The sequence below is a fragment of the Streptomyces cinereospinus genome (assembly GCF_042430725.1).
GTDB classification, from domain to species: domain Bacteria; phylum Actinomycetota; class Actinomycetes; order Streptomycetales; family Streptomycetaceae; genus Streptomyces; species Streptomyces cinereospinus.
In genome coordinates, this window is the sequence record NZ_JBHMCY010000110.1 from 1 (window position 1) to 17,801 (window position 17,801).

Consider the following 17,801-nt stretch of genomic DNA (forward strand, 5'->3'; position numbering starts at 1 on the left):
CGCGGCGGCGCGGGTGCCCGGCCGGGGCGGCCGGCGGGGCGCGCGGCCGGCCCGGTGAGCGCCTCGGCGATGACGCCCAGCTGCTCACGCAGCACGGCGACGTCGGCCTCCGCCCCGCGGTACTCGGCCAGACGGGTGGCGTCCGCGCGGGCCTCCTCGGACAGCGGCCGGCCGGTGATGACGGCCATCAGCGGGTCGTCGCGGTCGCTGCCGCCCTGCCCGTCGTGTTCGACGGTCACGTCACACCACCTCGTCCTCGCGCAGGCGGGCGCGCAGGGCCCGGACCGCCGTGTGCAGCCTGCTCTTGACCGTGCCCTCCGGGATCCCGAGCTCCTCGGCGATGGAGCGCACCGGCAGGTCGGCGTAGAACCGCAGGACGATGACCTGGCGCTGGGCGTCGGGCAGGGCGTCCAGGCCCCGGGCGACCGCGAGGGACAGCAGGCTGGTGTCCTCGCCGGAGGGGTGGGCGGGCTGGCGGAGCCCGGCGAGGCGTTCGCCGAGGCGCTCCTGCCGGCGTTTGGCCCGGTGCCAGTCCATGGCGAGGTTGGAGGCGACCACCGCCGCCCAGGCGGAGACGTCCCGCGGTGCCTCGCGGCCGTCGGCGGCCCGCTCCAGCAGCCGCAGGCGGACCTGCTGCACCCCGTCCGGCAGGTCCGCCTGCGGCACTCCGCCGAGCGCGAGCACCGCCCGCACCCGGCGCTCCTGAGCCGCGTCCAGGGGATCCCCGCCACCGCCGGGTGCGTCGCTCCCCTGGCCGCGGCGCGCCTTTCCGCGCAGCACGGCCACCCCTCTCCTCGCCGCGTTTCCCCTATGACGCCCGTCCGGGCCGGAACGTTCGGCCCGGAACGTTCGGCCCGGACGGCGTCACCTCGTCAGTGGCATACGTCACGGAGGCGCCGTCCCACAGGGCGGGCACAAGCCCAAAGAATTGGACACGGGGGCCCTGGTGCCCCGCATGATGGAAAAGCCCCGGCCAGGGCAGGGGCACCCGCAAACCACGCAAAGGAGTCGTCGTGAGGGTCGGAATCGTCGGAGCCACCGGTCAGGTCGGCACGGTCATGCGCAGGATCCTCACGGAGCGCGACTTCCCGGTGACGGAGCTGCGGCTGTTCGCCTCGGCCCGCTCCGCGGGCAAGGACCTGGACGGCGTGACGGTGGAGGACGCGGCGACCGCCGACTACTCCGGTCTGGACATCGTGCTGTTCTCCGCGGGCGGCGCCACCTCCAAGGCGCTGGCCGAGAAGGTCGCCGCGCAGGGGCCGGTCGTGATCGACAACTCCTCCGCCTGGCGCCGGGACCCGGACGTGCCGCTGGTGGTGTCCGAGGTGAACCCGCACGCGATCGCCGGCCGCCCCAAGGGCATCATCGCCAACCCGAACTGCACCACGATGGCCGCGATGCCGGTGCTGCGGCCGCTGCACGCGGAGGCGGGGCTCGAAGCCCTCGTCGTCGCCACCTACCAGGCGGTCTCCGGCTCCGGCCTCGCCGGGGTCGACGAGCTGTTCGAGCAGGTGAGGAAGGTCGGCGAGGACGCTCCGAAGCTGACCCACGACGGTGCCGCGGCCGAGTACCCGGCGCCGCACAAGTACGTCGCGCCGATCGCGTACAACGTGCTGCCGCTGGCCGGCTCGATCGTCGACGACGGCCTGAACGAGACCGACGAGGAGCAGAAGCTCCGCCACGAGTCCCGCAAGATCCTGGAGATCCCCGGGCTGAAGGTCTCCGGCACCTGTGTCCGCGTCCCGGTCTTCACCGGCCACTCGCTCCAGGTCAACGCCCGTTTCGCCCGCCCGATCAGCGTCGAGCGGGCCAAGGAACTGCTGGCCGGCGCCCCCGGCGTGGCCCTGACCGACGTCCCGACCCCGCTCCGGGCGGCCGGCCAGGACCCGTCGTACGTCGGCCGCATCCGCCGCGACGAGACGGTGGACAACGGCCTGGCGCTGTTCGTCTCCAACGACAACCTGCGCAAGGGCGCGGCTCTGAACGCGGTGCAGATCGCGGAGCTGGTGGCGGCGGAGCTGAAGGCGTAGCACGTCCGGTACGACCGGGGGCCGGGCTGCGGTCCCCCGTCCGTCCCGGGGGCAGGCCAGGCCGCGCTGAGCGGTACCCCCGAGGACGTGCAGGCCTTCCTCGGGACCGGCCGGTACGAGGCGCGGGAGCAGGACAACCGCGTCCAGGTCGCGCCGATCATCAGCGCCGGCGGGGCCGACGTCCGGGCGGCGGGCCGGCTCGCGCTGAGGGCGACGCAGGAGGACGTCCAGGAGTTCCTGGCCGTCGGCCGGTGCATCGCGCGCTCCCGCGACCCGGAACGGGCCACCGTCGCGCGGTCGGCGGCCCAGGCCAAGGAGGCCGGCCGCCAGGCCGCCAAGGAGACCAGCGCCGCGAAGGAGGCGCCGGCCCAAGGCGGTCAAGGCCTCCGCGCAACGAGGCGTTCGGCATCCTCTTGGGGCAGTCCCGGACCCTGTTGGAGTTCTCCGACCCCGGCCTGCGCCCGCTCGTGCCGGCCGCCGAGGCCGACCGGAGGACCGCGGCGGTGCTGGCGCCCTACATGTCGCGCGGACGGTAGCCGCCACGACGGACGCGGCCCGCCGTCACACCACCGCCCCGTCACCGGCGCAGCGGCGGAGGGCGCGGTGGGCGCCGGTGAAGGGCAGGGCGTCCCCCGCGGGCCCGCGCAGTCCTCCGCATGGATGAAGACGGGCCCCTGTTCGTCGTACGCCCCCGGATCGACGCCTGTCTCCGCGGCCCAGCGGCGCAGCGGGGCGTAGGAGACGAGGGCGATCCGCTCACCGGCCTCGCTGCGGCGCAGGCAGCAGCGCAGCGGCGCCCCGCCTTCCTCGTCCGTTACGGCGGTCATCACACGTCCCGCGTCGTCGGCATCACGCAGCTCCATCCGGACCGGCGGTTCGACGGCTCGTGCGAGGCAGGTCGTCATGGGCCCGGGTTCGCGTCTGACCGCCCCGTCCACCGGCGGCAAACGGACATCGCGCTCGTGCTGGTCCCGTGGAAGGATGACGCCGACTGACACATGACGAGGAGATGACCGCGTGCCTGGCACAAACCTGACTCGCGAAGAGGCGCAGCAGCGGGCGAAGCTGCTCACCGTTGACTCGTACGAGGTCGAGCTCGACCTCTCCGGCGCGCAGGAGGGCGGCACCTACCGGTCCGTGACCACGGTGCGCTTCGACGCCGCGGAGGGCGGCGCCGAGTCGTTCGTCGACCTGGTGGCGCCGGCCGTCCACGAGGTGACCCTCAACGGGGACGCCCTCGACCCCGCCGAGGTCTTCCAGGACTCCCGGATCGCCCTGCCGGGCCTGCTCCAGGGCCGCAACGTCCTCCGCGTCGTCGCCGACTGCGCGTACACCAACACCGGCGAGGGTTTGCACCGGTTCGTCGACCCGGTCGACGACCAGGCGTACCTCTACACCCAGTTCGAGGTGCCGGACGCCCGGCGCGTGTTCGCCTCCTTCGAGCAGCCGGACCTGAAGGCGACCTTCCAGTTCACCGTGCGGGCGCCCGAGGGCTGGACCGTCATCTCCAACTCGCCCACGCCCGAACCCACCGACAGTGTCTGGGTCTTCGCGCCGACGCCGCGCATCTCGACGTACATCACGGCGCTGATCGCCGGCCCGTACCACAGCGTGCACAGCGTCTACGAGAAGGACGGCCAGTCCGTCCCGCTCGGCATCTACTGCCGTCCGTCCCTCGCCGAGTACCTCGACTCGGACGCGATCTTCGAGGTGACCCGGCAGGGCTTCGCGTGGTTCCAGGAGAAGTTCGACTACGCGTACCCGTTCGAGAAGTACGACCAGCTGTTCGTGCCCGAGTTCAACGCGGGCGCCATGGAGAACGCGGGCGCGGTGACCATCCGCGACCAGTACGTCTTCCGCTCCAAGGTGACGGACGCGGCGTACGAGGTGCGCGCCGAGACCATCCTGCACGAACTGGCCCACATGTGGTTCGGCGACCTGGTCACCATGGAGTGGTGGAACGACCTGTGGCTGAACGAGTCGTTCGCCACGTACACCTCCATCGCCTGCCAGGCCGCGGCGCCCGGGTCGCGGTGGCCGCACGCGTGGACGACGTTCGCCAACTCCATGAAGACCTGGGCGTACCGGCAGGACCAGCTGCCGTCCACGCACCCGATCATGGCGGAGATCCGCGACCTGGACGACGTGCTCGTCAACTTCGACGGCATCACCTACGCCAAGGGCGCGTCCGTGCTCAAGCAGCTCGTCGCCTACGTCGGGCAGGACGAGTTCTTCCGGGGCGTGCAGGCCTACTTCAAGCGGCACGCGTACGGCAACACCCGCCTGAGCGACCTGCTGACCGCGCTGGAGGAGACCTCCGGGCGGGACCTGAAGACCTGGTCGCGCGCCTGGCTGGAGACGGCCGGCATCAACGTGCTGCGCCCCGAGATCGAGACGGACGGGGCCGGCGTCATCACGTCCTTCGCGATCCGGCAGGAGGCGCCGGCGCTGCCCGCGGGCGCGAAGGGCGAGCCCACGCTGCGCCCGCACCGGATCGCGGTCGGGCTGTACGAGATGGACCACGACGCCGGCAAGCTGGTGCGCGAGGAGCGCGTCGAACTGGACGTCGACGGCGCGCTGACGGCCGTACCGCAGCTGGTGGGGCGGCCGCGCCCGGACGTGGTCCTGCTCAACGACGACGACCTGTCGTACGCCAAGGTCCGCCTGGACGAGCGGTCGCTGGCCTTCGTCACCGACCACCTCGGCGACTTCGAGGCGTCGCTGCCGCGGGCGCTGTGCTGGGCCTCGGCGTGGGACATGACGCGCGACGCGGAACTCGCCACCCGCGACTACCTGTCCCTCGTCCTGTCCGGCATCGGCAAGGAGTCGGACATCGGCGTGGTGCAGTCGCTCCAGCGGCAGGTGAAGCTGGCCATCGACCTGTACGCCGCCCCGCCCGCCCGGGAGACGCTGCTGGCCCGCTGGACGGACGCCACGCTGGCGCACCTGCGCGCCGCCGAGCCGGGCGGCGACCACCAGCTGGCCTGGGCGCGCGCCTTCGCGGCCACCGCCCGCACGCCGGAGCAGCTGGACCTGCTGGAGGCGCTGCTGGACGGCTCCCAGACGGTCCAGGGCCTGGTCGTGGACACCGAGCTGCGCTGGGCGTTCGTCCAGCGGCTGGCCGCGGTGGGCCGCTTCGACGAGGCGGAGATCGCGGCCGAGTACGAGCGCGACCGGACGGCGGCCGGTGAGCGCCACGCCGCCACCGCCCGCGCCGCCCGCCCGACGCCGGAGGCCAAGGCGGAGGCCTGGGCCTCGGTCGTCGAGTCGGACAAGCTGCCGAACGCCGTGCAGGAGGCGGTCATCTCCGGCTTCGTCCAGACGGACCAGCGGGAGCTGCTCGCGCCCTACACCGACCAGTACTTCGCGGCGCTGAAGTCGGTCTGGGACTCCCGCTCCCACGAGATGGCCCAGCAGATCGCGGTGGGCCTGTACCCGGCGGTCCAGGTCGTCGAGGAGACCCTGGCGAAGACGGACGCCTGGCTGTCGGCCGCGGAACCGAGCGCGGCGCTGCGGCGGCTGGTCTCGGAGTCGCGCGCCGGCGTCGAGCGCGCGCTGCGGGCCCAGGCCGCGGACGCGGCCGCAGGGGCCCGGGGGTAGGCCCGCCTCGTCCCCGTGCGAAGGGGCGCCTCACGAGTTCGGCTCGGGGGCGCCCCTTCGCCTGCACGCGCTGGTACGTGTGCCTGCGGGCCTGCGTGTGTGCCGTGTTCGTAGTGTGCCTGCGTGCCTGCGTGCCTGCGTGCCTGCGTGCCTGCGTGCCTGCGTGCCTGCGTGCGTGCCGTGTTCGTACGTGTGCCTGCGTGCCTGCGCGCGTGGGAGCGTGCGCTAGCGTGCCGGTCATGGCGGACTGGGGGACACGGCCGGCGTCGGCGGCGGACGTCGAGGCGGTGGCCGCGTTGCGGGCCGTGGTGCTGCGGGCCGATCTGGAGCGGCTCGGCCGGTACGACGAGCGGCGGGTGCGGCAGCGGCTGCGGGACGGGTTCGTGCCCGAGCACAGCCGGGTGATCGAGGTGGGCGGGGCCTTCGCGGGCTGTGTGTCGCTGCGGCCTGCCGAGGACGCCCACTGGCTGGAGCACTTCTACCTGACCCCGCCGGTGCAGGGCGGCGGCGTCGGCGGGGCCGTGCTGCGCGACCTGCTGGACCGGTGCGACCGCGACGGCCTCGTGGTCCGGCTGAACGTCCTCCGGGGCAGCCGCGCGCGGCGGCTGTACGCACGGCACGGCTTCGTCGTGGAGTCGGAGGACGCGGTGGACGTGTTCATGGTGCGGCCGCGGTCGGTGCCTGGCCGGCGGGTGCCGGGGTAGTCGTGGCGGGACCGTGGCGGCTCGGCCGCTCGGCGGCTCGGGCGCTCGGCGGCTCGGGCGCTCGGCGGCTCGGCCGCTCGGCGGCTCGGCCGCTCGGTTGCTTGACTGCTCGGTTGCCTGACTGCTCGGTTGCTCGGCCGCGGCGGGTGCCCGCTGAAGGGCGTGTTCATCCGAGGTGGGACGACAGGGCTGCCTCGATCGCCTCGGGGGTGGCGGAGTCGGAGGCCCAGGCGATGTAGGCGTCGGGGCGGACCAGGAGGGTGGTGCGGCGGGGCGTCGCCCAGTGGGCCACCGTCAGGCGGTCTGCGTGGGGGCCGGCCGGGGGCTCGCAGGGCTCCGGGGTGACCAGGAGGTGGCGGCCGGTGCGGAGGGCCTCGTAGAGGCGGCCGGTACCGAGGGCGGCGTCGGGAACGCGGGTGCCGGTGAGGGGGTGGGAGCCCCGGGGGGCCGGGTAGCGGTAGCCGATGCCGGTGACCTGGGCGATGACCTTGCGGCGGGCGGGGCCGACCCCGTCGATGAGAGCGGAGACCAGGGCGCGGGTGGCGCGCAGCACAGGGCTGTGCGCCCGGGCCAGGCGGACCAGGCCGCCACTGCTGCGCAGCACCGCCTCGCCGACCGGGTGGCGCTCGGTCTGGTACGTGTCCAGCAGGCCCTCCGGCGCCCAGCCCCGGACGGCGGCGGCGAGCTTCCAGCCGAGGTTGGCCGCGTCCTGGAGCCCGGTGTTCATCCCCTGACCGCCGGCCGGGGAGTGGATGTGCGCGGCGTCGCCGGCGAGGAAGACCCGGCCGACCCGGTACTGCGGCGCCTGGCGCTCGTCGCTGTGGAAGCGGGACAGCCAGCGCGCGTCGTGCATCCCGTAGTCGGTGCCCAGGGCGCGGCGGGTGACCTCCTTGACCTCGTCCAGGTCGAGCGGGACGTCGTCGGCGACCTCGTGGCGGCGGTTCCAGCCCATGACGCGGTACCAGCCGTCACCGAAGCTCGCGATCATCGCGAAGGCGTCGCCCGCGCCGTTGACGGTGAGCACGGTCTCGGGCGTCTCGGCGAGCCGGACGTCCGCCAGGAACAGCGACTTGATGACGGAGGCGCCGGGGAAGGGCAGGCCGATCGCCTGCCGCACGGCGCTGCGGTGGCCGTCCGCGCCGACGACGTACGCCGCGCGGTGGGTGACGACCGCGCCGTCGGCGCGCCGCACCTCGACGTCGACGCCGGTGCCGTCCTGGCGCAGGGCGACGACCTCGCTCTCGTACGCGAACTCGACGCCGAGCTCACGCGCCCGCCGCTCCAGCAGGCGCTCGACCTCGTACTGCGGGGTGATCAGCAGGAACGGGAAGCGGGACGGGAGCGTGCTCAGGTCCAGTGAGAGGCGGCGGAAGAGGCGCAGCCCGGTGAGGGTGCCGCCGGTGGCGACGAGCGGGTCGGCGAGGCCGCGGGCGTCGAGCTGTTCCAGGGTGCGGGCGTGGACGCCGAAGGCCCGGGAGAGGTTGCTGACGCCGCGGGGGCGCTTCTCGACGAGGGTGACGGGCACGCCGGCGTGGGCGAGGTCGCCGGCCAGGAGCAGGCCGGTGGGGCCGGAGCCGACGACGATGACGGAGGAGAGGGTGGTCGCCTCGGGGGCGGTCGTCTCCGGGGCGGGGCTGCCGTTCATGTGCGCCTCCTGGGGTGGCTGTGCCAACGAGGGGTGGCATCCTGCACTGGTCAACATGCGTTGGTCAACGAGTGTTGGTCAACGACTGTTGACAGAGTAGGCCCGGCAGCGGCGCGGCGTCAACACTTGTTGGCCTACAGGAGTTTGCCTACAGGAGTCGGCCTACGCGGGTTGGCCTACACCGGGTGGCCCAACACGACTCGTCCTGCACAGGTGGGCCTGCGCGAGTTGACCCGCACAGGCGGGTCTACATGCGTTGACCCACACCCGTTGGCCTACACTCGTCGGCATGCCTGACCCCGCATCCACCCCCGCACCCGCCCCCGCGGCCCCCGCCTCACCCCGTCGCTCCGACGCCACCCGCACCGCCATCCTCGAAGCGGCGCGCGAACGCTTCGCCACCGACGGGTACGAGCGCGCCACGATCCGGTCCATCGCGAAGGACGCGCGCATCGACCCGTCGATGGTCATGCGCTACTACGGCAACAAGGAGGGCCTGTTCGCGGCCGCCGTCGCCGTCGACCTGAAGCTCCCCGCCCTCGACGCGGTCCCCCGCGCGGAGGTCGGCCGCGCCCTCGCCGCGCACTTCTTCGACATGTGGGAGGACAACGAGGTACTGACCGCCCTGCTGCGCGTCGGCGTGACCAACCAGGCCGGGGCCGAGCGGATGCAGGCGATCTGCCGGAACCAGTTGCTGCCGGTCGCCGCGCAGGTGTGCCCCGATCCGGAGCAGGTGGCGACGCGGGCCGCGCTCTGTGCGGCCCAGGTACTCGGGCTGGCGCTGACCCGATACGTCCTGCAATTCCCGCCCGCGACGGCGCTCGTCCGCGAGGAGGTCGTGGCCTGGCTGGCGCCCACCCTCCAGCGGTACCTCACCGCACCGAGCCCCTGACATCCCGCCGCAGCCCCGACGCCCCACCGCAGCCCTGACATCCCGCCGCAGCCCCGACGTCCCACCGCAGCCCCGACGTCCCGCCGAACCCCGCACCGCTATCCCGCCCGCGCCTCCGGTGGCCCGGACATGCGGAAGGCGCCGTTCTCGTCGGCGTACCACGAGAACGGCGCCCTCGGAAGATGCGCGGCGGGTCGGGAGCGGGCCCCGCGATCAGGCCTTGGCGTCGGCCTGGGTCGTGATGTTGGAGCTGGTGGTGTCCTTCTGCTTGTGGGACTTGTCCAGCACCACCACCAGGCCCGCGATCACCGCGAACAGCGCGATCGGGGCCACCACGAACAGACCCAGCGTCTCGATGACGCTCAGGCCCGTGCCGGGGTCGTCGCCGTCGTCGCGGGTCAGCGCGAGCGCGGGGGACGACATGAGCAGCATCATCAGCGTCGTACCGGCGGCCAGGGCGCCGACGCGCAGGGCGTTCTTCTTGTCCACGGTGCCCAAAGTATCGAACGCCGGGCGGGGCCGCGCGCCCGGGGTGCCGTAAGGGGCAGGACCCCGGCGCGGGCCCCACCCGATCGGGGGGCCGCCGTTCACCCGGAAGGCGGCCTTGCACCGGAGGACCACGCTTCACCGAGGACCACGCTTCACCGAGGACCGCGATTCACCGAGGACCACGCTTCACCGAGGACCGCGATTCACCGGAGGAGCGTGCTTCACGGGGAAGCCGCCCGCCACCGGGAAGCCGCCCCTCACCCGCCACCCTCCTCCCCACCCCCGGCCACCTCGCCCCGCAGCACCTCCATCAGCTCCCGCAGCCGCGGCGAGGACGCCAGCCCCTCCAGCGTCACCGCCCGCCCCGCCGCGTCCGCGATCGGCAACCGCCAGTTGGGATACTCGTCCCACGTCCCCGGCAGGTTCTGCGGCCGCCGGTCCCCCACCCCGTCCGGCAGCCACACGCCGATCATCCGCGCCGGCGTGCGCAGCAGGAAGCGGTGGACCGCCTGGACCTCGGCCTCCTCCCCGGCGCCGTGCCCGCCGCCCGCCCCGCGCAGCAGACCGAGCCGGGCGAGGAGCGCCAGCCATTCGCCCGTGTCGGCGGCCGCCTCCCCCCGTTCGACGTCCAGGGGGCGCAGGAGAAGGCCCAGGCGGTCCCGGAGCTCGACGTGCTCACCGGTCAGCCGGGCCGCGGTGGGCGGCAGGTCGTGGGTGGTGGCGGTGGCCAGGCAGTCGGCGCGCCAGCGGTCGGGCGGCAGGGGGCTGCCGTCCCCGGCCCAGTCGCGCTCGAACCACAGCACCGACGTGCCGAACACACCGCGCTCGCGCAGCGCCTCCCGCACCCCCGGCTCCACGGTCCCCAGGTCCTCGCCGATCACCATCGCCCCGGCCCGGGAGGCCTCCAGCACCAGGACGGCGAGCATGGCCTCGGCGTCGTACCGGACGTACGTGCCCTCCGTCGGCGGCAGCCCCACGGGCACCCACCACAGGCGGAACAGGCCCATCACATGGTCGATGCGGAGCGCGCCCGCGTAGCGGAACAGGCCGCGCAGCAGGCCCCGGAACGGCGCGTAGCCCGACTCGGCGAGCCGGTCCGGGCGCCACGGCGGCAGCCCCCAGTCCTGCCCGCGGGCGTTGAAGGCGTCCGGCGGGGCCCCGACGGACATCCGGGCCGCGAAGTACCTCTGCTGCGCCCAGGCGTCGGCACCCCGGGGATGCACGCCGACGGCCAGGTCGTGCACGATCCCGACCGGCATCCCCGCCTCCCGCGCGGTGCGCTGCGCGCCGGTGAGCTGGGTGTCGGTGAGCCAGGCGAGCCGGGAGTGGAAGTCGACGCGGTCGATCAGCTCCCGCCGGGCCCGGGCGGTCTCGGCCGACCGCGGGTCGCGCAGGCCGTCCGGCCAGGTGTGCCAGTCGGGGCCGTGCACCTCGGCCAGCGCGCACCAGGTGGCGTGGTCCTCCAGGGCCTCGCCCTGTTCGGCGAGGTAGTCGCAGTAGGCGGCGCGCCGGCCGGGTCCCAGCGGGACCCGCGCCACGGCCCGGAGCGCTTCCCGCTTCAGTTCCCACACCGCGTCACGGTCGATCAGCGCGCCCTTCTCCAGCACCGACTCGCGCAGCCGGCCGGCCCGTTCGGCGAGCTCCGGCAGCCGCTCGCGGTCGTCGGCGGCACAGGCGTGGGCGTACTCGGGGACGGCCTCGACGCGCAGATGCACCGGGTCGGGGAAGCGGCGGGAGGAGGGCCGGTACGGGGAGGGATCGGTGGGCGCCCCGGGCACGGCCGCGTGCAACGGGTTGACCTGGATGAACCCGGCCCCGAGCGAGCGGCCGGCCCAGGCGGCGAGCTCGTCGAGGTCGCCGAGGTCGCCCATGCCCCAGGAACGCCCGGACAGCAGGGAGTAGAGCTGGACCAGGAGGCCGTACGAGCGTCCCGCGGGCGTGGGCAGCCGGGGCGGGGCGGCGATCACGTGGACGTCGGCGGTCCGGCCGTCGGGTGCGGTGGCGGTGAGTCGGTGAACGCCGGGCGGCAGGTGCTCGGCCGCGTCGCGCAGCTCGCCCCGTTCGGTCTCGATCCGCAGCCGGGTGCCCTCGGGCAGCCCGGCGAGGGCGTCCGGCGCGGCGCCGCCCCAGGACACGACGGTCGGCGGCAGCAGCCGCGTCCGCAGCAGCTCGCGGCGGGCGGCGAGCGCGGCGCGGGTGGCCCCGGGCGTGCTCGCGTCGACGCCGAGCGCGGCCAGGGTCCGCACGAGCGCGGCCGCGGAGGCGCTGACCGTGCGGTCCGGGGAGGGGCTGTAGGAAGGGGCGACACCGTACGACTCGGCGAGCCGGCACAGGTCTTCACCGGGAGCTTCGTCCGGGCGGGACGTGGTCATCTACGGCCTCGTGGGGTCGGCGTCCGGGGCACGGCCGGCTACGGCCTCGTGAAGTGGGCGTCCGGGGCGGCGAGCGGCGGCTCGCTGGTGAGGGGTTCGGCGTCGGGCAGCGGGGGTTCGCTGGTCAGCGGGGCCTCGGTGCAGGCGCCCTCCGCGCTGAGGACGCACACGTGCGCGAGGTCCGGGTCGGCGGGGACGGCGCCGGCGGACGGCTCCTGCCGCCGCGGGAACGGCGTGCGTTTGGAGCGGGCCGGGCTCCCGGGCGGGGCGGGGCGTTTGGAGCGGGCACCGCGCTCGGTGCGGGGCGTGTCGCCGGCGAGGGCGGACAGCAGAAGGTGTGCCGATGCGGCCATAGGGGGCCTCCTTGTCGCGTCGGGCGCCGCGGCGGGGTGTCGCGGCGAGTGAGTCGTCGAGCCGTCGGGTCGGTTGTCGGGCCAGTGGTCGAGTCGGTTGTCGGGCCGGTGGCCGGGTGAGTCGTCGGGTGGGTCATCGCAGCCCTACCCAGTGAGCGCGAGGCCAGACGCCCGCACGGCGAAGAACGTCCTTCTCATCACATTCCGCACACACATGCTCTCGCCGAGTGCCGACAAAACAGTGCGTAACAGGCATCGGCGTTGACACTCCCCCCGGCGAATGGTGGGCTCGATCTCTCCCTGACGCGGACATGGGAAACGGCGGACGACCACGAGGAGGGGCCGGTGCGGCTGCGGCACGGACGGGGGACGGTCGCGCTGGCGCTGGCCGTGGTGGCCGGAACCGGCACGATCGGAATCACCGGGCTCACTGGGCTCACCGGACCCACCGGCACCGCGGGAAACCCGGCCCCCGCCCCCCTCACCCGGACACTCCCCCGGACGGCTCCTCCCGCACAGGCCACCCCCCTCACCTCACCACCCCCGTCCCCCGCCCGCACGACCCCCCGGTCCCCCGCCACCAGAACCGCGCCCCCCGCGGTCTGGCCCCGCCCGCACGCCCTGCGCCCGACCGGCGCCCCCGCCACCGTCACCGCCGAGGTCGCCCTGCGCACCGGCCCGGCGGCCGACCCGTACGCCGTGCAGGCCCTGCGCACCCTGCTCCGGCAGGCCGGTGCCCGCCGGATCACCGGGAGCGCCGGCCCCGTCCCGCCGGGCGCCCTCGTGGTGCGCGCCGGCACCGGACCCGCCGACGGCGACCTCCCCTCGGGCGGCTACCGGCTCACCGTCGACGGCGGCACCGTCACCCTCTCCGGCGCCGGCCCGGACGGTCTCTTCCACGCCGTGCAGACCCTGCGCCAACTGGTGCGCCCGGACGGCACCATCGCGGGCGCCGTCGTGCGCGACTGGCCCGGCACCGCCGTCCGCGGCACCACCGAGGGCTTCTACGGGGCGCCGTGGACCCGCGAACAGCGGCTCGCGCTGCTGGACTTCATGGGCCGCACCAAGCAGAACCACTACCTGTACGCCCCCGGCGCCGACCGCTACCGGCAGGCGCGCTGGCGGGAGCCGTACCCGGCCGGGCAGCGGGCGCACTTCCGGGAGCTGGCGGAGCGGGCGCGGCGCAACCACGTCACGCTCGGCTGGGCGGTCGCCCCGGGACAGGCCATGTGCCTCTCCTCGGACGCGGACGTGCGGGCGCTGATCCGCAAGACGGAGGCGATGCGGGCGCTCGGGTTCGGGGCGTTCCAGCTCCAGTTCCAGGACGTCAGCTACAGCGAGTGGCACTGCGAGGCGGACGCGGAGCGGTTCGGTTCGGGTCCCCGGGCGGCGGCACGGGCGCACGCGCGCGTGGCGAACGCGGTGGCGCGGTACCTGGCGGACCGGCACCCCGGCGGCCCGGCGCTCACCCTGATGCCGACCGAGTACTACCAGGACGGCGCCACCGCGTACCGGCGGGAGCTCGCGGGCGCGCTGGACGCGGGGGTCCAGGTGGCGTGGACGGGCGTGGGCGTGGTGCCGCGGACCATCACCGGGCGCGAACTGGCCACCGCGCGCGAGGTGTTCCGTCACCCGCTGGTCACGATGGACAACTACCCGGTCAACGACTACGCCCAGGACCGGGTCTTCCTCGGGCCCTACACCGGCCGCGAACCCGCGGTCGCCGCCGGTTCGGCGGCCCTGCTCGCCAACGCGATGGCCCAGGCCGAGGCCTCCCGCATCCCCCTGTTCACCGCCGCCGACTTCGCCTGGAACCCGCGCTTCTACCGCCCCCAGGAGTCCTGGCGGGCCGCCCTGGACGACCTCGCGGCGGGCGACGGGCGCCGCGCGGAGGCGCTGGCGGCGCTGGCCGGCAACGACGCGTCCTCGGTGCTGGGCGGACCGGAGTCGGCGTATCTGCGGCCCCTGCTGGAGACGTTCTGGCGGACGCGGGGCAGCGCCGGGGAGCGCTCGGCGGGACTGCGTGCCGCGTTCACCGTGATGCGCGAGACCCCGGCCCGCCTCTCCGGCACCCCGCTCGCCCTCGAAGTGGAGCCGTGGACGCGGCAGCTGGCCCGCTACGGCGAGGCCGGCCTCGCCGCGCTCGACATGCTGCGGGCCCAGCACACCGGCGACCCGGCGGCGGCCTGGACGGCGTACCGCACGCTGGGCGCGCTGCGCGAGCGGCTGGGCGCGGCGCGGGTGACGGTCGGCGACGGCGTGCTGGACCCGTTCCTGACCCGGGCGCTGCGCGCGTACGAGACGTGGGCGGGCCTGGGCGCCGGGCCGGGCGCGGACCGGGGCGGCGCGGGCGACGGCCGTACCGTGCGCTTCCCGCGCCCCCGCGCCCTCGCCACGGTGACCGTGCTGGCCGAACCCGGCACGCGCGGCACCGTCGAGGCCGACGTGCCCGGCGAGGGCTGGCGGCGCCTCGGCGCGCTCGACGCCTCGGGCGCCACCGAGCTGCCCGCCCGCCTGCGCGCCGCCGCCGTCCGCGTCACCGGCCCGTCACCGGCCCGGGTACGGCATCTGGTGCCGTGGTTCGCCGACGCGCCCGCCGCCGCGCTGGAGGTGCCCGGCACGGTGGACGCGGAGATCGGCGGGACCGGGCGGCTGACGGCCCGGCTGAGCGCGCTGCGCCCGGCCGACGTGCGCGGCCGTCTCACCGTGCGGGCACCGCGGGGCGTCGAGGTGCGGGTCACCGGCGGCGTCCTGACGCTCCCGCGCGGCTCGTCGGTGCGGGTGCCGGTGGCGGTGACCGTGCCGGAGGGGACGCCCGCGCGGTCGTACGCCGTCCGGCTCGCGTTCGGGGCGGTGTCCCGCACCCTCACCGTGCGCGCCGTCCCGCCGACCGCCGGGCCCGACCTGGCGCGCACCGGCACCGCCCGGTCCTCCGCCGACGAGACACCCGACTTCCCGGCGGCCGCGGCGAACGACGGCGACCCGCGCACCCGCTGGTCGTCGCCGGTGCGGGACGGCGCCTGGTGGCAGGTGCGGCTGGCCCGGCCGGTCCGGCTCGGGCGGGTGGTGCTGCGCTGGCAGGACGCGTACGCGTCGGCGTACCGCGTGCAGGTCTCGGCGGACGGCCGCCGCTGGCGCACCGCCGCGGTGGTGCGGGACGGGCGCGGGGGCCGCGAGGAGCTGCGGACGGACGAGCGGGACGTGGCGTACGTGCGCGTGCAGGGCGAGCGGCGGGCGACGCCGTACGGCTACTCGCTGTGGTCCGTGGAGGCGTACGCGGTGGCGGACTGAGCGCCGGGCGGCGGGCACGGAACATCGCCCCTCGGGAGGCGCGGACCTCCCGAGGGATGAGCGGGACATGCAAAAGCCCGGATCGTCAGGCGGAAATGCCGTCGATCCGGGCCATGGCGTCGTCCGCGCCGTACGGCTGCAAGTACGGCAGCCAGCGCGGATCCCGGTGGCCGGTCCCGATGATGCGCCAGGCCAGGCCGGTGGGTGGGGCGGGTTTGTGGCGCAGCCGCCAGCCGATCTCGCCGAGATGGCGGTCGGCCTTCACGTGGTTGCAGCGGCGGCAGGACGCCACCACGTTGTCCCAGACGTGCTTGCCCCCGCGGCTGCGCGGGATGACGTGGTCGACGCTGGTTGCGACGCCACCGCAGTACATGCACCGGCCCCCGTCCCGGGCGAACAGCGCCCGGCGGGTCAGAGGAACGGGCCCCCGGTAGGGAACCCGTACGAATCGCTTGAGCCGGACCACGCTGGGTGCGGGGACTGTGACGGTCGCGCTGTGCAGATGGGCGCCGGACTCCTCGAGGCTTACGGCCTTGTTCTCGAGGACGAGGACGAGCGCGCGGCGGAGCGGTACGACGCCGAGCGGCTCGTACGACGCGTTGAGGACCAGGACATGCGGCACGGATGCCTCCTTGTACGCCGGCGGCGCGTGGCTCGCGCCGGGACGATCTGACGTCAGTCTCCCCTCATGCCTGGTGAAAGCGCCACCATGTCCCGGTAACGGGCTGGGAGTGTTTTCGACCACATCCGCTCCCTCCCCAGGCTCCCGGCCAATTGCTCCCCCCTTCTCCTCGGACTGTTCGTCTCACCTGGTGTTCGTCTGATCTGTTCATCCCCCGATCACCACCGTCTCTCCCTCGAACATCGCGGCGATCCGCACACGCTGCCCCGTTAGTGTGGTTGCTCCGCCCGTCCGGTGACCGTTCGTGACCCCGGATCTGACCGCCGTACCGGGGGCGGGCCGTTGCACCTGGAGGTATCCGCCGTGTCGTCCCTGTCCGTCCTGCCGGCCGCCGGATCGTCACCGTCACCGTCCCCGTCCGGGACGGCACCCTCCGTGCCCACCTTGCAGGACGCCCAGCAGAGCGCGTCGAACGCCGCCGGCTGGGTGGAGGAGAACTGGTCGACGTGGCTCGCGATCGGGCTGCGGGTGCTGCTGATCGTGGTGATCGCGGCCGTCCTGCGGGTGGCGGTGCGGCGGGCGATCACCAAGCTGATAGACCGCATGAGCCGCACCGCGCAGGCGGTGGACGGCACGGCGATCGGCGGCCTGCTGGTGAACGTGGAGCGCCGTCGCCAGCGCTCCCAGGCGATCGGGTCGGTGCTGCGCTCGGTGGCGAGCTTCGTCATCCTCGGCACGGCCGCCCTGATGGTCCTGGCCACCTTCCAGATCAACCTGGCGCCGCTGCTCGCCTCGGCGGGCGTGGCGGGCGTGGCGATCGGTTTCGGCGCGCGCAACCTGGTCACCGACTTCCTGTCCGGCGTGTTCATGATCCTGGAGGACCAGTACGGCGTCGGCGACTCGATCGACGCGGGCGTCGCCTCCGGCGAGGTCATCGAGGTCGGCCTGCGCGTCACCAAGCTGCGCGGCGACAGCGGCGAGATCTGGTACGTCCGCAACGGCGAGGTCAAGCGCGTCGGCAACCTCTCCCAGGGCTGGGCCACGGCCGGCATCGACGTCACCGTGCGCCCCTCCGAGGACCTCGACCACGTCAAGGCCGTGCTCGGCGAGGTCGGCGAGGCGATGAGCAAGGAGGAGCCCTGGAACGAGATGCTCTGGGGCCCGGTCGAGACCCTCGGCCTGGACAGCGTCCTGCTGGACTCGATGGTCGTGCGCGTCTCCGCCAAGACGATGCCGGGCAAGGCCCTGACGATCGAACGCGAACTGCGCTGGCGGATCAAGCGCCGCTTCGACCAGGAGGGCATCCGCATCGTCGGCGGCCTGCCCATCCAGCACGAGGAGCCCCCGGCCGACCCGACGGCCGGGATGTCGGCCCCGTCGGTCTTCTCGAACACCTCGTCCCCGCAGGCGGCCGCGGCGTCGCCGCTCACGCCGCCGGCCGGCACCACGAAGTGACGGCCGACCGCCCCCGGTGACGCCCCGTCGCCGGGGGCGTCGCTCTGGACGACCCGTCCCGCCGCGCCCGGGTCCCCTGGCGGACGGCAGGAAACCCTCTTCGCGGTCGGGGTCGGTGATCCGCCGCCCGTCCGGCGGCCGTGAGGCAGGCGCCGGCCATGGCAGGAACCGGCGCCACCCCGGGCATCCCCCGCGTTCTGCGCGCCATGCACGACCGCGCCGCCCTCGGCCCGCTGCCGGCGCAGGGCCCTCTGTCCCGCGCCCGCGCCGGCAGGCTCACCGGCCTTGTCCGGGCCGGCCGCCGCGCGGCCGGGCCCGCAGGAGGCCGCCGGGCTGGACGTGGAGGAG

General features: G+C 74.7%; 12 protein-coding genes and 4 pseudogenes. 8 read left to right on the top strand and 8 right to left on the bottom strand.

Annotated features, from left to right (window positions below; translation table 11 throughout):
• Both ACFF45_RS33435 and ACFF45_RS33440 read right to left on the bottom strand, forming a co-directional pair.
• A pseudogene (locus ACFF45_RS33435) lies at nt 1–239 on the bottom strand (hypothetical protein); the annotation flags it as partial.
• A gap of 1 nt (nt 240) precedes the next feature.
• Nucleotides 241–780 (bottom strand): RNA polymerase sigma factor, encoded by a 540-nt coding sequence (locus ACFF45_RS33440; protein ID WP_381350713.1) that lies wholly within the window; start codon nt 778–780, stop codon nt 241–243.
• A 233-nt stretch (nt 781–1,013) separates the two neighbouring features.
• Here ACFF45_RS33440 and ACFF45_RS33445 point away from each other — a divergent pair, with 233 nt between their 5' ends.
• Both ACFF45_RS33445 and ACFF45_RS33450 read left to right on the top strand, forming a co-directional pair.
• On the top strand, nt 1,014–2,030 hold the full coding sequence (locus tag ACFF45_RS33445) for an aspartate-semialdehyde dehydrogenase (protein WP_381350714.1): 1,017 nt from the start codon (nt 1,014–1,016) through the stop codon (nt 2,028–2,030).
• A 51-nt stretch (nt 2,031–2,081) separates the two neighbouring features.
• A pseudogene (locus ACFF45_RS33450) lies at nt 2,082–2,270 on the top strand (ALF repeat-containing protein); the annotation flags it as partial.
• 324 nt (nt 2,271–2,594) lie between these two features.
• Here ACFF45_RS33450 and ACFF45_RS33455 read toward each other — a convergent pair.
• Nucleotides 2,595–2,935 (bottom strand): annotated as a pseudogene (locus ACFF45_RS33455) (DUF1203 domain-containing protein); the annotation flags it as partial.
• Nucleotides 2,936–3,047: 112 nt separating this feature from the next.
• Here ACFF45_RS33455 and pepN point away from each other — a divergent pair.
• Together pepN and ACFF45_RS33465 are read left to right on the top strand one after the other, a co-directional pair.
• Nucleotides 3,048–5,630 (top strand): aminopeptidase N, encoded by a 2,583-nt coding sequence (gene pepN / locus ACFF45_RS33460; protein WP_381350716.1) that lies wholly within the window; start codon nt 3,048–3,050, stop codon nt 5,628–5,630.
• A gap of 239 nt (nt 5,631–5,869) precedes the next feature.
• Complete coding sequence (locus tag ACFF45_RS33465; RefSeq protein WP_381350717.1) at nt 5,870–6,334, top strand: GNAT family N-acetyltransferase; 465 nt, start codon at nt 5,870–5,872, stop codon at nt 6,332–6,334.
• 166 nt (nt 6,335–6,500) lie between these two features.
• Here ACFF45_RS33465 and ACFF45_RS33470 read toward each other — a convergent pair whose 3' ends face one another.
• Entirely contained in the window at nt 6,501–7,979 is a 1,479-nt protein-coding gene (locus ACFF45_RS33470) for an FAD-dependent monooxygenase (RefSeq protein ID WP_381350719.1), read from the bottom strand.
• 289 nt (nt 7,980–8,268) lie between these two features.
• On the opposite strand from ACFF45_RS33470, the gene ACFF45_RS33475 reads away from it, so the two are divergent.
• The gene (locus ACFF45_RS33475) at nt 8,269–8,871 is read left to right on the top strand and encodes a TetR/AcrR family transcriptional regulator (RefSeq protein ID WP_381350720.1); all 603 of its coding nucleotides are present in this window, start codon (nt 8,269–8,271) and stop codon (nt 8,869–8,871) included.
• Nucleotides 8,872–9,084: 213 nt separating this feature from the next.
• Here the strand turns inward: ACFF45_RS33475 and ACFF45_RS33480 are convergent, their stop codons facing one another.
• From ACFF45_RS33480 to ACFF45_RS33490, 3 genes are all read right to left on the bottom strand, one after another.
• A complete protein-coding gene (locus ACFF45_RS33480; RefSeq protein WP_381350721.1) occupies nt 9,085–9,360 on the bottom strand; it encodes a hypothetical protein in 276 nt (91 codons plus the stop codon).
• A gap of 257 nt (nt 9,361–9,617) precedes the next feature.
• Nucleotides 9,618–11,732, bottom strand: a complete 2,115-nt coding sequence (gene malQ / locus ACFF45_RS33485) for a 4-alpha-glucanotransferase (RefSeq protein WP_381350722.1) — start codon at nt 11,730–11,732, stop codon at nt 9,618–9,620.
• A gap of 38 nt (nt 11,733–11,770) precedes the next feature.
• Entirely contained in the window at nt 11,771–12,061 is a 291-nt protein-coding gene (locus ACFF45_RS33490; protein ID WP_381350728.1) for a hypothetical protein, read from the bottom strand.
• Between the two features lie 369 nt (nt 12,062–12,430).
• Between ACFF45_RS33490 and ACFF45_RS33495 the strand changes: the two genes are divergently transcribed.
• Entirely contained in the window at nt 12,431–15,376 is a 2,946-nt protein-coding gene (locus tag ACFF45_RS33495) for a beta-N-acetylglucosaminidase domain-containing protein (RefSeq protein WP_381350724.1), read from the top strand.
• Nucleotides 15,377–15,461: 85 nt separating this feature from the next.
• Here ACFF45_RS33495 and ACFF45_RS33500 read toward each other — a convergent pair whose 3' ends face one another.
• Complete coding sequence (locus ACFF45_RS33500) at nt 15,462–15,998, bottom strand: HNH endonuclease (RefSeq protein WP_381350725.1); 537 nt, start codon at nt 15,996–15,998, stop codon at nt 15,462–15,464.
• A gap of 363 nt (nt 15,999–16,361) precedes the next feature.
• Between ACFF45_RS33500 and ACFF45_RS33505 the strand changes: the two genes are divergently transcribed.
• Nucleotides 16,362–17,453, top strand: coding sequence for a mechanosensitive ion channel family protein (locus tag ACFF45_RS33505; RefSeq protein WP_512701209.1), 1,092 nt, complete (start codon nt 16,362–16,364; stop codon nt 17,451–17,453).
• A 158-nt stretch (nt 17,454–17,611) separates the two neighbouring features.
• Nucleotides 17,612–17,801 (top strand): annotated as a pseudogene (locus tag ACFF45_RS33510) (sugar kinase); the annotation flags it as partial.

Excerpts from the sequence above, each read along its gene's own strand:
- ACFF45_RS33465 (WP_381350717.1), top strand. The coding sequence starts at position 5,870 with ATGGCGGACTGGGGGACACGGCCGGCGTCGGCGGCGGACGTCGAGGCG.
- ACFF45_RS33470 (WP_381350719.1), bottom strand. The coding sequence starts at position 7,979 with ATGAACGGCAGCCCCGCCCCGGAGACGACCGCCCCCGAGGCGACCACC.
- ACFF45_RS33475 (WP_381350720.1), top strand. The coding sequence starts at position 8,269 with ATGCCTGACCCCGCATCCACCCCCGCACCCGCCCCCGCGGCCCCCGCC.
- malQ (WP_381350722.1), bottom strand. The coding sequence starts at position 11,732 with ATGACCACGTCCCGCCCGGACGAAGCTCCCGGTGAAGACCTGTGCCGG.